Source organism: Haliscomenobacter sp. (genome assembly GCF_041740695.1).
Taxonomy (GTDB): domain Bacteria; phylum Bacteroidota; class Bacteroidia; order Chitinophagales; family Saprospiraceae; genus Haliscomenobacter.
On the sequence record NZ_JBGSLK010000113.1, the window covers coordinates 21,220 to 37,379 of the forward strand.

Genomic DNA, 16,160 nt, shown 5'->3' on the forward strand with positions numbered 1-16,160 from the left:
AAAAGATGCATCGGATCCTGAATGGCCTGATTTGGTTTGGTTTGTTGTCTAGCCAAGTGCTGTATGTACAAGTTTTACATTTTGATTTTGGCGCTTCTGCTCCTACCAACGGAGCCATCCAGATTCAGGATCCCCTCCCCTATTCCATCAGCCATACTTATGGTTTTGAACCTGGGCATGACGTTCTATCCTTTAATCCTGTAGTAAATCAAAAAGCAAAAAATAGTGTTCGGTCTACTTCACCTTTCTTTTTTTCCAGTAAACTAGCCGAGGGCAATTATAAGGTCACCCTTGTACTAGGTTCTGCCAGGGATAGTTCATCCACCTTGGTCCGGGTTGAAAATCGGCGCCTGATGAGTGCGCTGATCCGCTGCAAAGCAGGGCAATTCAAAACCATCCAATTCAACGTACACCTTCGCGATTCCCTGATCCATGCGACTGGCAACAAAATCCGACTCAAACCACGGGAGCGCGCCTATTTCCATTGGGACGAAAAACTGACGCTGGAATTCAATGGCCCAGCACCAGCGGTTTCTTCCATTCACATCGAGCCACTCAGGGAAGCGACCACCGTATTTTTGGCGGGCAACTCCACTGTGGTTGACCAAGCCGAAGAACCCTATGCCGCCTGGGGACAAATTATCCCCTCCTTTTTCAAATCCGATCGAGTGGTGATTGCCAATTATGCCGAATCGGGCGAAGCACTGAGTTCTTTCCGTAGTGAACGTCGTCTGGAAAAAGTACTCTCGCTAATGAAATCCGGCGATTACCTCTTTATCGAATTTGGGCACAACGATCAAAAGCAACAAGGGCCAGGCATCGGCGCATTTAGCAGCTACAAACGTGATCTGCAAGAGTACATCAAGGCGGTACGCGCCAAAGGGGGAATTCCTGTACTGGTGACGAGTATGCACCGCCGTAATTTTGATGCCAATGGAAAAATTGTGAATACCCTGGGCGATTATCCTGAAGCAGTGCGCCAGGTGGCCCAGGAAGAAAAAACGGCTTTGATCGACCTCAATGCCCTGAGTCAAATCCTGTATGAGGCCTGGGGCCGGGAGGCTAGTCAAAGCGCTTTTGTGATCTATCCTGCCAATACTTTTCCTGGCCAAACCGAAGCGCTCAACGACAATACCCACTTTAATCCCTATGGGGCCTGGCAAATTGCCCGCTGCATTGCGGGAGGAATTGCTGCTCAAAAATTACCTCTCGCCAAAGCGCTGCTGCCGCAATTTCGCCGCTTTAACCCTGCCCAGCCTGACCCGCTTCAAGCGTGGTACTGGCCACTTAGCCCAAGGATGAACCTCAAAAGACCGGATGAAAACTGATACATTTGACGATTTTTCAACATTCAATGTATATACAACTATTTTTCACCTTGTAGCGTTTTTACAAAAAAGTTGCGCATGAAACGCAAAACATTCATCAAAAACATATCAGGAGCTGCGCTTATGATGACGATGGGATCTTTTCAAAACTTCCGTGAAGAGTTGGAAGAACAAGACGTAAAAATGCCCCTCTTGTTCCTGGGTCATGGTTCGCCAATGAACGGCATTGAAGACAACGCATTTAGCCAAAGTTGGAAACAATTGGCCAAAAACATTCCTACCCCGAAGGCGGTTTTGGTGGTATCGGCACACTGGCTTACTAAGGGCACCCATGTTACCGCGATGCCAATGCCTAAAACCATTCACGATTTTGGAGGATTTCCGCAAGCCTTGTTTGATGTACAATACCCTGCTCCTGGCGACCCGGTGCTTGCAGAAAATACGCGCAAACTCATTACCAAAACGGAGGTAGGCTTGGATCACGAATGGGGGCTTGACCACGGTACCTGGACGGTGATTCGACACATGTATCCTGAAGCGAATATTCCGGTATTACAGCTGAGCATTGATTATTATAAATCGCCCCAGTATCACTACGAATTGATTCAAGAATTGGCCGAGCTGCGCAAAAAAGGAGTCCTCATCGTGGGCAGTGGCAATATGGTGCACAACCTGCGCATGGTCGCATGGGAGCAGCTCCAAAAAGAATCTTATGGCTTCGATTGGGCCATCGAGATGAACGAGGTCTTCAAACAACACATCAGCGATGGCAACCACCAGCCACTGATCAATTATGAAAATTTGAACAAATCGGCCAAATTGGCCATTCCTACGCCCGATCACTATTATCCGCTGCTTTACATTTTAGGCTTGCAGGACAAGAACGATCCGGTGCATTTTTTCAATGACAAAGCGGTTGGTGGGTCTTTGACAATGACTTCGGTGAAATTGGGATAATTTTTAAAAAACTCCGATATTGTGGGTATTTCATAATCCAATTACGATACCCATGGAAAACACTCAAAACCCATCCCACCCTGCCGATGTGCAGTACAACAAAGTGGTAGAAATGGTGCACTGCTATGCAGAGTCCGTTGGCCTGGATCGGCACACCGTTTACAATTCGGAAAAGTTGTTTTGGAGCTGGACCAAAGGCACCGCCACCATCCAGGTCATGATCCACAAGCTCAATTACGACAATGGATCACGGCGGGACTTCATCCGCGTCTTCTGCCCAATAATGGATGTTCCTGCTACCAATCAATTGCTAACTTTTTACCGCCGCTTGTTGGAGTTGAACGATGAAAAATTCGGCATCAAATTCAGCATTCTGCCCAATGTCAATAAAGTCTGGGCTACCTTTGAGCGCGACATCAAAGGCATTGATTTTAATGAACTGTCCACTTTCATCAGTGATTTTGAACACTGGGCCGATACGCTGGATGATCAGTTGAAGGAACAGTTTCCGAACTTATTGAATTAAAAATCCACCTGTGTTTCCCCGGTCTTAAATTCGTATACACAAGAAACACGGCCATCAAAATTCCCCATACAACTCCCGTTGACTTTGGTCGTTTCGCTTTGTTGACAATAAGGGAAATAGTAGCGAATGGTCTCCATGTTGCGCAAATCCCATTCGGTGTTGACCATCGCGATTAACTCTACATGAAAGTTCAGTTTTTTGGAAGTCCGCAAAAAATCTACCACTTCGGCGTGTACTTTTTTGCGGATTTCCATTTCCCGCCCACCGCTCAAGGTCAAGCTGCCCGGCAAAAACTCCGAAGAGCCAGGATCAGCCAAGTCAGCATTGGCATTGGCAATGGTATTTTGATAAACCCAGTCATTCGCTCGGTTAACGAAACGTGCATCAAGTACTTCCTGAAATCTTTGTCCCCAAGCTTTCGGTTCCATCACCAGTAAAGTTAAACGGCAAGGCACCATGTTGCGCTGGGCAGCCCATGCTGCGCTGATTTTTTGGATGTGTTTCATGCGGGAGCTAAAGATTGAATTGAATGGCTCCTCGTAAAATTGGATTTGGACTGCATTTTGAGCCAGATTGGTCCCTACCACCACATTTTTGAAGCCATTTTTTTGCAATGCGTCCAATAAATTGCCCGCTGCTCCGGCATTTACTTTGGCTGCCTCAAAAGCGCTTTGGATGGAGTCTTTAACCAGGCCTCCTTTTTCCTTTTTTGGCAGGTAATCGACGGTAAACTGGATTTCAGGGTCCGTTACAGACTGAATGGGTATCAATACTAGCGAGTCCGCTGCATTTATTTCAGTACCTTCTACAACTTTGTATTGCTTGGGGAACCATTCATCCAGAGCATTTTGTACTTCCGAGCTGCTTTGATCAGTCGTACAGGAAAAAAGAGCATAGGCTAAGGCCAGGATAAAATAGATAGTATTGCGCATGGCTGTTTTGAATTTGGAAAGGCAAGAGTACAAAATCTCTGGAACTCCACCTAAGTAGTGGGGCAAAAATAAATGTTCATTTTCTCGAGCCAAAGGATTAGATAAGACACTTGAAATGAAACGTTTACTCATCTAATCCTTTGGCAAAATGAACAATTTATTTTTTTATCGCCCCTAAAATTAATCCCGCAATATCCTAGCACCAAATACCCTGCCCGCCGTTTTCCCATAATTCGCCTCTACCCGCACCACAATTTTATCCCCCGTTGTCAACAATTCGGCTGGTACAGGGTACTCCCGATCGTAAAAACGGCCAGTTTGTCCACCGGTCAAGGTTTCAGTGAGCAACAATTGGCCGTTTACTTTGATGTCGAATTTACGGTCTTTGTCGTCGCCAATGTAGGTGAAAAGCAGGCGGTTTTTGCCCCCCGGCTGTACTTTCATTTCAAAGGCAAAATAGTGTCCGGTACGCGCTTCACGGCCATTTACGCCTATGGCATCGCTCACGTAGGAGCGCTCGCTGGCTTCGAGTTTGTGGTCGCGCTCGGGTTGCATTTCGCCGATGCGGAAATTATCCAGGGTTTGGGCTTCGATTTTTTGGAGGCGTTGTTTTTCCGCTTCGTATTCGGCCTGACGGGCTGTCCATTGTTCAGGCGTAAAATAATCCCAGTATACGCTGTAATATTCCTTATTGCTTTGGAAAAAAGGAATCAACACGGGTGCCACGGGTTTAGCTACGGCCGAGCTCAATTGAAACTTCAAGGTAGCGAGGTCTTGCGGCTGTACCAATTGATCCGGCTTGCGCTCGGCACTCAAAATCACAGGCGTGCCGTACAAGGGATCGGGCATTTTATCGCCCAATTGGCCAGCCAGTACCAGTGGGCCATAAAGGAAGGCAATGCGGTTGGGGTTATCGGGCATACTTTCGGTATAGAGCTGCATGGGCATGTCCAATTCGAGTACATCCCCATTTTTCCAACGGCGATTGATGCTGTAATAACCATTGGCCTGGGCCACGGCTTCGACGGGTTTGCCATTGATTTTCAGTTGCCAGTTGGTATTCATCCACCAGGGGCGGCGCAAGTTCAGGCTGAATTTCTGGGCTTTTTTGCCACTAAATTTGACGCTTACTTTGCCACTTTGTGGGTAGTTGGTTTCCTGCCGTACGGTCATTCCCTTGGCCTGCCAATTCAATTCTGATGGAATGAACAGGTTAAGGAAAAGCCCCTGGCCATCAGCGCTGTGGTAATAGATGCTTTCGTTGTATTTGACGTGGTTTTCCATGCCGCTGCCCACACAACAGGTGAAGGTGCGAAATTCGTCGCTGAACTCTTTCTTGCTGCCCATCCGCAAAGGGACAAAGTAAGTCATCATGCCCGTTTCCGGGTTTTGTGAAGCCAAAATGTGGTTGTACAAGGCCCGTTCGTAATAATTCGCCAACTCGGCTTTGGGCTCCTGGCAAAAAAGCTGCCGGGTCAGCTTGAGCATATTGTAGGTATTGCAGGTTTCGCAGGTATTGTCGCTGAGTCGATCGCTGAGTTTGCCGGCTTCGCCACAATATTCGTAGTTGCTGTTGCCACCAATGACGTAGCTGTGCTTGTGCACCATGGTTTCCCAAAAAAAGGAGGCAATGGTTTGATCCCGGGTGTTGCCAGTTAGCTGGTATTGGCGGGCACTGCCGATGGCTTTGGGTACGTTGGTATTGGAATGTTTGCCAGGCAGTGGGTCGATTTTTTTGGAGAGGGGCTCCATCACAAAGTCGTCAAAGAACTTGTAAGAAAGGTCGAGGTATTTTTTTTCACCCGTGAAGGCGTAGACATTGGCCAGGATCTCATTCATACCGCCGTATTCACACTTGAGCATTTTTTGGCGTTGGGCGTCATCGAGTTTGTTCACTACCGCCCCGGTCCAATCCGACATACCTTTGAGCACCTGCAGCGCCTGGTCATTGTTGGTATAGAGGTAGGCGTCGGCCAGGCCCGCCATCACCTTGTGGATGGTGTACCAAGGCGACCAACCGCCATTGAGGTCGAAGCCGGAAGATCGAATATCACCCCGAGCGACCTGAGCAAAAATGCTATCTTCCTTCGGAATGGCACCCACATAGCCCGTTTTGCGGGCTTTCTGACAACGCGCCAGTTCCTGTACCAGATAAGTTACCCTCTCCTTGTATTTTTCTTCCTTGCTACCCGCATACATCAAGGCGCAAGCGGACAGGTAATGACCCAGGGTATGCCCCGACAAACCTTCACTTTCCCAACCTCCGTACACTGGTGCGTTGGTGGGCAAACCCGCGTTGGCATAAAAGCGGTGTAAAAGGCGATCGGGCTCGATTTTGAGCAGATAGGCGGCGTCTTTTTCCATTGCTGTGTAAAATGGGCTACCAGGTAGCAGGCGTACATCTTCCAGCGGGAAGCCATAGGCTTGCAGGGCGATGGCGGGTTTGACCTTTATTTTGGGTTCTTGTGCGATGGGCACGTAGGATTGGGCGGAAAGGGTAAAAGTTTGGCCCAAAAGGCAGAGTAGCAGCGTGAAAAAAGGTACAAGGTTTTTCATACTTCCGGTTTTATGGTTGGGTAAAAGCTGGGAGCAAAAATAAAAGTTAATCTTACTTTTTTTCTTGAAATGGGGAAGTTGGAGAAAAGGTGGGAAGAATACGGAGGTAATTGACTCTGGCTTGTGGTTTGATGGGGTTAATTTTGGAAATAAGTCCTTCAAAAAGATAGATTTTTCCAAAATTGAACTCAATTCTGGAAATAAGTGCCTCAGAATTGTGGATTTTTCCAAAATTAACCAATATGGTCATCGGTAGAGCACAAGAGCAGGCTAGTTTTACTTAAAATTCATTCGGAGGTGAGTTTGGAGCGGTTGTTTTGATAGAAAACCATTGATTTTGTTTCTTCCCCCATCTTTAGGCATTCGTCCGTAGAAATTGGCACCTCACCCTTTTGCTTTTGGCAGGCATCTCCGTCGCAACTACTTTTATGCTTGAAAATTAATAAATCCAAAGCGTGAAAAGTTTAAAAGTTCCAAAGCTATCTTTCTTACTCTTGTTGCCATTCATCGCCTTCACACCATTTTCATGCAGTGAAGATGATACGGTGAGCACTTCCGAAGATGATTATTCTGGTACTGCATCTGTAACCCAAGGCGCGGCTACGGTAATTACCAGCAATATTTTTTCGTGTTCAGGCGGTAGGAACGCGCCAATTGGAACCATCAGTTCAAGTGATGGCACAACCTGGACAGTTCCATCCGAAGTCAATTTTGCAAACACTAGTTTCCCTTTTGCTTCAGATTTGTACAACCCTTGTTCAGGAGTAACTTACAGTTCCGCAACAGCAGCGATAGCAGCATTAAGCGGTGCTGATATTGTTGAAGTAGACGCAGGTGGCGAGGTCGTAACAGCATTTATTTTTGCCGATAATTATTTTGAAATGTACATCAATGGTAAAGCCGTCGGCAAAGACAAGGTTCCCTTTACTCAATTCAATTCCAATATTGTCCGCTTTAAAGCGAATAAGCCTTTTACCATCGCCATGAAATTGGTGGATTGGGAAGAAAATAGCGGCTTGGGCTCGGAAAGCAACCAAGGCAACAATTATTATCCGGGAGATGGGGGTATGGTGGCCGTTTTCAAAGATGCCAGCGGAAAGATCATTGCGACTACTGGCTCAGGATGGAAGGCACAAACCTTTTACACCGCCCCCATTAAGGACTTGACTTGCCCAACCGAAAATGGAACAACCAGGTTGACAACCAATTGCAATACCGATGGCTCGAACAACGGAACCGCTTATTATGCCTTGCATTGGAAAGTTCCAAGCGACTGGTACACAAAAAATTATGATGACAGTGCATGGCCCAATGCAAGCACTTATACCAATAGCACCATTGGAGTGAATGGCAAATCAGCCTATACCAATTTCACCAATATTTTTGACGATAGCTCCAATGATGCTTCTTTTATTTGGAGTACCAATGTCATTTTGGACAATGAGGTCATCGTTCGATTTACGGTCAAGTAATTTATAATTTTTTAAACTCATTTTCAATGAAAAACCTCTTTCCATTGCTTATTTTTCTTTTTACAGTGCCCTTGTTTTCTCAAAATAATACCCAAAATATCCGAGGTAAAGTAGTGGATGAATTGTCAAAATACCCATTAATAGGTGCTACAATTCAGTTCGTGAATACGGATGACAAAAAAGGCGCGGTTACAGATGTGAACGGTATGTATATATTGTCTGAAGTAAAGCCTGGCAGATACACCTTGAGCGTTTCTTACCTTGGCTATAAATCAATTTCTATACCAAACACGGTGGTTACGTCTGGAAAAGAAGTAATTCTGGATATCAACATGGAGGAAGATATTGCATCCTTGAAAGAGGTGGTAGTAAGTGCGACTAAAAACGGGAATACGGTCAATGAACTGGCTACCATAAGCGCAAGAACATTTTCGATGGAAGAAGTTAACCGTTATGCCGGTGGAAGAAGCGACCCAGCCCGGTTGGCGGCCAATTTCGCCGGGGTAAGTGCTCCCGACGACAGCCGAAATGACATCGTCATACGCGGCAACTCCCCTATTGGTGTTTTATGGCGTATCGATGGAATGAATGTGACCAATCCGAATCACTTCTCGTCGGTGGGAACTACTGGAGGTGCAGTGAGTGCCCTTAATACCAACTTGTTAAAAACATCCGATTTTTTTACGTCTGCTTTTCCTTCCGAATATGGCAATGCACTATCAGGAGTTTTTGATTTAGGGCTGCGGAATGGCAACAATCAAAAAAGAGAAACAACCTTGCAGATGGGGGTTATAACCGGCTTGGAAGCTACTACTGAAGGGCCGTTTAGTAAAAAAAATGATGCATCCTATTTGGTCGGTTATCGATATTCCCTAGCTGGTTTGGCTCAAAATGTAGGCATCGATATTGGAACACCGTCAACCCCTGTTTATCAAGATTTATCTTTTAAACTAAATAGCGGAACTACTAAAGCAGGAACTTTTTCCCTTTTTGGTATTTTGGCGTCCAGCACAATTAGCCTTGATGATGGAACAACGGGTAGCCTTTATGGCAATGGAAATGATACAGACTTCGATAGCAAAATTGGTATTTTTGGACTTAAACATGTCAAACAACTGAATGCCAAATCTTACTTGAGCTCTCTTATCGGCCTCAATTATACCAAAAATGACCTGACCATGTACGATACGAACAGGGAAACCGGTCTGTCCCAAAGCAGCGAAGAGCAAAATGTGCGAAAAACGGGATACAATTTTATTGTCAATTACAATTCAAAAATAAGTTCAAAACTGTTTTTAAAAGCAGGTATTCTAGATGAAGTTTTGGGGGTCTCTCTTTTTTATAGACAGAGAAGGAACAATACAACAGAATGGACACAAATTTGGAACGAGGACAGCTATACCAATCTGGGTCAAGCCTTTGCCCATTTGCAGTACAAAGCAACACAAAAACTGACCGTCAATATTGGGTTACATACTCAGGTGTTTTTGTTGAATAATTCAACCTCTATCGAACCCCGAGCAGGATTAAAATACGCGTTGAATAATAAAAGCAATTTGAATTTTGGTTACGGATTACATGCTCAAATGCAGCCAATTAATGTTTACTTCTTACAAACAACTAACAGCGAGAATACCACGAGTTACACCAATAAAGCTCTGGATTTTACCAAAAGCCACCATTTGGTATTGGGTTATGATTTGGTGCCTTTTTCGGATTGGCGTTTAAAAGCAGAAGTGTATTATCAGTCTATTTATGATGTTCCTGTTCATGCCTATTCAAGTAATTTTTCCTTGTTGAATACTGGGGCTACTTTCAAAGCGGACACAGAAGCAAACCTGGTCAACGAGGGTACAGGTGAAAACTATGGTGTGGAGCTGACGATTGAGAAATTTTTCAGCAAAGGTTTTTATGGCTTGTTTACTTCCTCCATTTACAGCTCTAAATATACCGGAAGTGATGGTATAGAAAGGAATACTGCCTTCAATGGGAAGTATGTATTCAATATTTTGGCGGGAAAAGAATGGAAAATAGGAAAGGAGAAAAGAAATACTTTCACAACAGATATAAAATACACCAATGCAGGTGGCAGGTATTACACCCCAGTTGACTTGACCGCCTCAGTAGCATCGGGTCGGGAAGTGCTGAGCGAGGACGTCTATTCTGTCAATTATGCCAATTATTACCGGTTGGATGTCAAAATTGGCTATACCTTGAATAGCAAATCTAGAAAACTGGCGCATTCATTTGCCTTGGATTTACAGAATGTGACCAATCATAATAATGTATTCTCCCAACAGTACAGCAGTCAAAGGGAGTCCATCAGCACAACTTATCAATTGGGTTTTTTCCCGAATTTTGTTTATAAATTTCAATTTTAAATGAAGCACAAGGTATTTGATAGGAACTTCTTTTTAGGGGCGATAAAAAAATACAGACAAAGCGATTAATTTGGGGTTATGAATAGAAGTGGAGCTTACCTTACTTTTTTATTGACTGTAGTATTGACCTTTGTGGTGCCCAAAGTGTTGGATCCCAATCGGGGACTTATTTTTGTTATTGAAGAAGTCTTTGTCGTTTTTTTCATACTGCTTGGTGTCTTTCTTTTTAGAAATCGCGTACAACGAAGCGTTATCGCATTAGATGTAATCTATCATTGGGAAGCGCAATTTAAAAAAAGGCTTTTACGAACAATAGCTGAAATGTTATTGTACAGCTTCATCCTTTATGTCATTCTATTTATTCCGGTCTATTTCTACATGCAACATTTTGGATTACCTGATTTTTATCACCAAATTTTATTACAAAAAGAATTGTTGACAGGCAGAGGACATCATCAAAAATTCCCTACATTTTTACCCATCACAGAGCGAATCCTATTCCTGACAACCTCACTTTTTACCACCTTATTCACCATTGAAGAAACATTCAGTTATTTCCAACGAAAAGCCACCCAAAAATCGGCCATTCAGGAATTGTTGAAGGAGCAGGCCATCATGAAAGCCAATGTGCTAAAAAAGCAACTTGACCCCCACTTTATGTTCAACACGCTAAATGTATTGAGCGGCTTGATACACGAGGATATTGATAAATCGGACAAGTTTATTAAAGAATTTTCCGAAATTTACAGATATGTAATCGAACAGAGCGAAGAAACAGTCAGCACCTTGAAACAAGAAAAGAATTTTATTGAATCATATTTGTTTTTATTGAAAATCAGGTTTGATGACAAGCTCATCGCCGACATTCGAATCCCTACAGAAAAGCTTGATTGTTTTATTCCTTCTCTAACGTTGGAGGTATTGGTAGAAAATGCGGTCAAGCATAATTTGGTTTCCAGCAAGAATCCACTGGTCATTGAAATATATACAGATGGGAATAACCTAATCGTCAGAAACAATATACAACCAAGAGAAGATGTAACTCACTCTCAAAAAGTGGGACTAAGCAACTTAAAGCAAAGACTTGAGTTGTTGAACTTTCCAGCAGCTAGTTTTGAGAAAAGTGCCGACCATTTTATTGCTAAAATTCCCGTAATTAAAGATTTATAATGGCTGTTATAAAAATACTAATCGTAGAAGATGAGGCCATAGCCGCAAGAAACCTCAAACGGATGCTGGATGAACTCAGCCAAGATATTGAAGTGGTGGACGTTATTGAGTCTAAAAAAGAGGCCATTCTAAAAATCCCACAACTAGATATTGATTTAATCCTAATGGATATCCACCTTTCCGATGGCAATGCATTTGGCATTTTTGAAAAATTAGAGTCTACCAAACCCATTATTTTTACCACCGCTTTTGATCAATATACATTAAAGGCTTTCAAACATTTAAGCATTGACTACCTGTTAAAACCTATTATCCAAGAAGATTTGCAATTGGCAATTGACAAATATCAACAATTTTTTCAAAATAAATTGGAACCAGCTATTCCATATCAAGAACTTGTCAAGTTGATTCAAACAAACAACAAAGCCTATAAAAACAGATTCCTAGTCCAAATAGGCAACAAATTACACTCTATTGAAATGGATGAAATCGCTTATTTTCAATCCATCGAAAAAACAACATCTTTAATCACAACAGAAAATAGAAGTTTCCCCATTGAGTATTCTCTGGTTCAATTAGAGATGGACTTAAACCCCGAGGTGTTTTTTAGAATAAATAGGCAGTTTTTAATCGCGCGCAAATCCATCTCCAACATTACTTATGTGTCAACGTCCAAACTGAAAGTCGAATTAGCACCATTGTCTAAAAACACCATTTTTGTGAGCATAGAAAAGATTACGGAATTTAAGCAATGGCTCATGTAGCAGTTTAATCAGTACAAAAAAATCCCGCAGCGCCAACCAGCACTGCGGGAATACCTACCTATATCGTTCCAAGAATAAATCCAAGAACTACTTCACCACACTCAACCTTTGCGTCTGCACCAATCCATCGCTCAACAAGCGGATGAAATACATCCCGGCAGGCAAAGTGCTCGTATTCACATTTAATTTGTGGAACCCTTCGGTTTGTTGCCCTTGATCCAAAGTTTGAACCAATTTGCCATTTAAATCGTAAAGGTCGATTTTCAAGGTGCGTGAGCGGCCCAAGGCATAAGTCAAGGTAGCTTGTTCTTTAGCCGGGTTGGGATACACACTCAGTTGGACGAAGTCGGTTTCGTTGTTCTTGAGGTCAACAGCCGAGGTGCTGATGTCGCCGCTGATGTAGTTGCTGAACTTGCGGGTGCTGAGGATGTTGCCTTCAGCGTCGAAGTAAGTGATCAGCAAGGTAGGGGCGGTTTTGGCACCACTGTTGTCGGCAATCACCAGGGAGATGCCTCTTTCGATGGCCGTTCCGCAGTATTCCAGGTCTTCAGCGGATGGGAAGCTGCTGTACACATAATCTGTACCCATCGAGGTATTGACCGCACAGTTTTGGTCATCGCGCAGGCTTTCTCCTTCAATTTTCCCGGCATTCGCGGCAAAGATGTATGGAGCAGAAGACAAACGTCCAGTACCAGGATCGGTTTGATCCAGACTCACGGCCATGGCCGCAATTTCGCTGTGGTACTTTGAGCTTGGGTCAGCTTGCAGGCGCACTGCGTACAATTTCGACTGAATGGCGTGGCTCAGCGTAGGCACATCGTGGTTGATGATGTTGCCTTTCCACTTCAGGGTATCACGGCAGAACGTGCCATCGCAGTAGTTTACTTGCAAAACGATGTTGCTGCCGTAGGTCACACTGGCACTTACCCAGAATACCAGGCTATTGTAAGCGGGAGGGCTCAGGGTAATCAGGCTCGTGCTAGTCATGGGCTGAGACAAACCACCATCCACACTGTAACTTCCGGCGCTCAAACCAGCCGCTGCCAAAATATTTACCGAGCAAATTGGCTTGGTAGAAGGGTTGGTGTAAGTGAAAATGCCCGTCTTTTTGAAATGAGAGCTCTTGAACTTCAGGCCCCATTCACCGCAGCAATCACTAGGTTTTTGTGGTTTGCAACCGTCAAGTTTGATTTCTTTGAAGCACTGCTCGCCGTTGGCAAAAGTGATGCTGAACATGACCACCATACTTCCAGTGGTATTGTTGGGGCTGGCGTCAAAACATAGGTCCATCGTTGGTGCACAACCATTCGGGATGAAATTGAAGTTGCTTTGGCCCTGGTAAGCACCCAGGCTAGCCGCACAGTTCCAATTGGCGCTGCTGATGACTCCACCTTGTACGGTAACCTGAATCAGTTTGACTTCACAAGGCGTCACCAGTTTCAGGCAACACTTGCCCTGGATCGCTTGCAGGGTCGTTTTTTCGCAGCAGCCACTGGATACCACCGAAGCACATACCGTATTGGATGCAGCAGGGGTCAGCGGGGTGTAAGCAAGGTTGCCATTGATGATGTATTTGCCCGAACCACGGGATACAAAATCGTTGCAAGCTTGCTGGTTGGTCTGCGCATTTGCGGCAGTAGTCACTTTGAAGCTGGAGCGAAGGGTTCCACCGCTGATCAAGCCATAAACCGCGCCGTAACCGATGCCGACGTTGTTGCCAGATCCCGTGAAAGGCCAGGCGTCGGCAGTGCTGCCTATGTTGATGCCCATCGAGTTCAGGATGCTCAGGTTGTTTCCGGCCATGGTACCTGCGGTTCCCGTTGCGGGGGGTGTAGCCACTACTGCGTAAGCGTAGCCAGTTGGGTTGCTCACGCCAAACTGCGAGCCACGGGTCAGTGCGCGGTTCATTACTCTCCAGTCGTTGGCGCCGTCGTTCATCGGCAGCAGGTCAACCTTGCGCACATCGTATAATGGGCCAGTTCCGGTATTTTTGAGATTCAAGCGGTACCAAAGGCTGCCGCCAGCAGTCGTAGTCGTGCTGTTTGCCCAGGTCACGTTGTCTTTGCTGATCTCTTTGGTCAGTTCGGTACCGTGGGTTACGTTGATGATGGTATAAACTATATTGGAGGTCTCACCAACTGGCAGGTTGCCACCAGAACCCTTGAAGGTATTGGGAACAATCCCGCTCGCTGCATCAGCCGATACTTGTACATCAAATTCGATGAAGTAGAAAGTCACCCCTTGCGTACCGTACACCCCACAATTGGCGTAATAAAAATCCTTACATTCTGCGGCAATATTCAGGTTGGTCCAGTTCAGGGTTTGGCCACTTACACTGGGGCTAGCAATTGCCCAGGGGGTCGCTCCTACCCCACCGCAGGCAGGGCTGTAATTGTTGCTGGAATAGGCAATTTGGTTGCCCACATACGTCAGGCTGGGGTCGAGGATGTCGCTGAGGTTGAAATTGGTGGCATTTTGGGAGCCGATGTTTTGCACCCGCAAACGGTAGCGGAAAGTATTGCCGGGCTGATAAGCCACTTGAGGGCTGCAAATTTCTTTGTACAGGCACAAATCCGGCGCGGGAGTGGAAGTTACAAAACTGGCACAGCTTTGTTGAGCCGGGATTTGACTGGATGTCAGATTGGCGCAGTTGGTAATCGTGGTATTGGGTGCTACATTGGCATTGATGGTGAAGTAAATCTGGATTTGTAAACAAGCCGAAGCGGCCAGGCCAGTTTGGCTAAAATTTAAGGTTGCGACTGGGCTGCTGATCGGTGCCGTCCAGTTGATGTTGCCTGTTTGGCTACTGGCAATGGTTGAAACCGAGCTATTGGCCAAAGTAGCAGAGGCGGTAACCGGAGCAGAAGCATTGAACACAATTGAGTTAACGGTAACACCTGCGGGCAACACATCCTGTACCGAAAAAGTCAGCGGGGTATTGCCATTGTTGCAAGTAGTGAGGTAGTAAATGCCTTGACAGCCGGGCATTTTGTTGTTCAGGTACAAACCTTTGCCAAAAGTACCAGAACTGATGGGCGCAGCTACCTGCACACAAGTGGTATTGCTGTTGGCGCTGAACTGTTGGTTACAAACATTGGTGCCAGAAAGTGTAGCAGTATTGGGAATTTGGGTACCCACGGGGAAAGAAGCTGCCGGGTAATTCACCGTCACCTGACAAACTTGATACACCCAAGGACTGGCGGCATTGAGGTTGCCCACATTCCAGGTCAGGGTATTGCCACTTTGGGTGATGCCACAGGTGCTGGACACGAGAGTAGCGCCTGCAGGCAATACGTCGGTAACAATAGCGCTATTCAAGTTGATTTGGCCATCATCGTTGCCTTGGTAGGGGCTGGCTTTGTACACGATCAGGTTGTAGGTGACATTGCCGCCCAGCGCCATGATGTATTGGCAACCATTGTTTTGAGGATTCCAGGACAAGCCCGTGACGCCTTTACTCACGGCAAAGGGATTATTTGCAGTAGCGGTTGTAGAGATAAAATCAGTGCAAATTTTGGATTGGTTTTTGGCTTCCAGGCAAACCTGGTTGCGGGCTGTAGTGCCAGGGCAAGTAGTGCCCGCTGGGAAGTGAACGTTGATTTGGAAGGTACCACTACAACCTGAGCTCACCGAGGCGAGGCTGTAGGTAACCAGGTTGCCACTTACGGTTACCACCGGAGTGCCACAACCGGAACCGGGAATCACCCCATCAATGACCAAACTACCTGGCACCTGATCAGTAATGGCGATGCTGGTGGCACCAGCGGGAATGGTGTAAAAAATGGTGTAGGTAAAAACGACGCCTGAAGGCACAGTGGAGTTGCTGACCTGTTTTTTTACCACAAAACCATTCGCGGTAGCGGTATTGGTTACGGTGGGTTGGATTTGGGCCAACAAGGTGCTCGGAACACTCAACATCAGGAGGTAAAAGAACACTAACATCAAACGGCTTTGGAACTTTTTCATGTTCATGGAATTAAAATTTGGACGAATTAAGTAGGTTTCATCTACTCATCTCCAAAGCCGTTTATTTCTTACGCTCGTTTGCACAGTTTTTTTTCAAAAAAAATTCAA

The 16,160-nt window shown here is 45.4% G+C and carries 10 protein-coding genes; 7 read left to right on the forward strand and 3 right to left on the reverse strand.

Annotation, left to right across the window (positions count from 1 at the left end; translation table 11 throughout):
• Positions 1-5: 5 nt before the first annotated feature.
• The 3 genes from ACEW9O_RS22510 to ACEW9O_RS22520 all read left to right on the forward strand — a co-directional run bounded on the left by ACEW9O_RS22510 (position 6) and on the right by ACEW9O_RS22520 (position 2,811).
• The gene (locus ACEW9O_RS22510; RefSeq protein ID WP_373552463.1) at positions 6-1,328 is read left to right on the forward strand and encodes a rhamnogalacturonan acetylesterase; all 1,323 of its coding nucleotides are present in this window, start codon (positions 6-8) and stop codon (positions 1,326-1,328) included.
• A gap of 123 nt (positions 1,329-1,451) precedes the next feature.
• Complete coding sequence (gene ygiD, locus ACEW9O_RS22515) at positions 1,452-2,285, forward strand: 4,5-DOPA dioxygenase extradiol (RefSeq protein ID WP_373552687.1); 834 nt, start codon at positions 1,452-1,454, stop codon at positions 2,283-2,285.
• Positions 2,286-2,337: 52 nt separating this feature from the next.
• Positions 2,338-2,811, forward strand: a complete 474-nt coding sequence (locus ACEW9O_RS22520; protein WP_373552464.1) for a YbjN domain-containing protein — start codon at positions 2,338-2,340, stop codon at positions 2,809-2,811.
• Here the strand turns inward: ACEW9O_RS22520 and ACEW9O_RS22525 are convergent.
• Together ACEW9O_RS22525 and ACEW9O_RS22530 are read right to left on the reverse strand one after the other, a co-directional pair.
• Positions 2,808-3,743 (reverse strand): hypothetical protein, encoded by a 936-nt coding sequence (locus ACEW9O_RS22525; protein ID WP_373552465.1) that lies wholly within the window; start codon positions 3,741-3,743, stop codon positions 2,808-2,810. The two genes, ACEW9O_RS22520 and ACEW9O_RS22525, sit on opposite strands and share 4 nt — an antisense overlap.
• A gap of 180 nt (positions 3,744-3,923) precedes the next feature.
• Positions 3,924-6,299 carry a beta-L-arabinofuranosidase domain-containing protein gene (locus ACEW9O_RS22530; RefSeq protein WP_373552466.1) on the reverse strand — a complete coding sequence of 792 codons (2,376 nt, stop codon included), beginning with the start codon at positions 6,297-6,299 and terminating at the stop codon, positions 3,924-3,926.
• A gap of 494 nt (positions 6,300-6,793) precedes the next feature.
• Between ACEW9O_RS22530 and ACEW9O_RS22535 the strand changes: the two genes are divergently transcribed.
• From ACEW9O_RS22535 to ACEW9O_RS22550, 4 genes are all read left to right on the forward strand, one after another.
• Positions 6,794-7,771 carry a hypothetical protein gene (locus ACEW9O_RS22535; protein WP_373552467.1) on the forward strand — a complete coding sequence of 326 codons (978 nt, stop codon included), beginning with the start codon at positions 6,794-6,796 and terminating at the stop codon, positions 7,769-7,771.
• A 26-nt stretch (positions 7,772-7,797) separates the two neighbouring features.
• Positions 7,798-10,152 (forward strand): carboxypeptidase-like regulatory domain-containing protein, encoded by a 2,355-nt coding sequence (locus ACEW9O_RS22540; protein WP_373552468.1) that lies wholly within the window; start codon positions 7,798-7,800, stop codon positions 10,150-10,152.
• Positions 10,153-10,230: 78 nt separating this feature from the next.
• Positions 10,231-11,322 carry a sensor histidine kinase gene (locus ACEW9O_RS22545; RefSeq protein ID WP_373552469.1) on the forward strand — a complete coding sequence of 364 codons (1,092 nt, stop codon included), beginning with the start codon at positions 10,231-10,233 and terminating at the stop codon, positions 11,320-11,322.
• The gene (locus tag ACEW9O_RS22550; protein ID WP_373552470.1) at positions 11,322-12,086 is read left to right on the forward strand and encodes a LytR/AlgR family response regulator transcription factor; all 765 of its coding nucleotides are present in this window, start codon (positions 11,322-11,324) and stop codon (positions 12,084-12,086) included. The genes ACEW9O_RS22545 and ACEW9O_RS22550 overlap by 1 nt, the downstream gene beginning before the upstream one ends.
• Positions 12,087-12,173: 87 nt before the next feature.
• On the opposite strand, the gene ACEW9O_RS22555 is transcribed toward ACEW9O_RS22550, so the two are convergent.
• The gene (locus ACEW9O_RS22555) at positions 12,174-16,052 is read right to left on the reverse strand and encodes a T9SS type A sorting domain-containing protein (RefSeq protein ID WP_373552471.1); all 3,879 of its coding nucleotides are present in this window, start codon (positions 16,050-16,052) and stop codon (positions 12,174-12,176) included.
• Positions 16,053-16,160 lie beyond the last annotated feature (108 nt).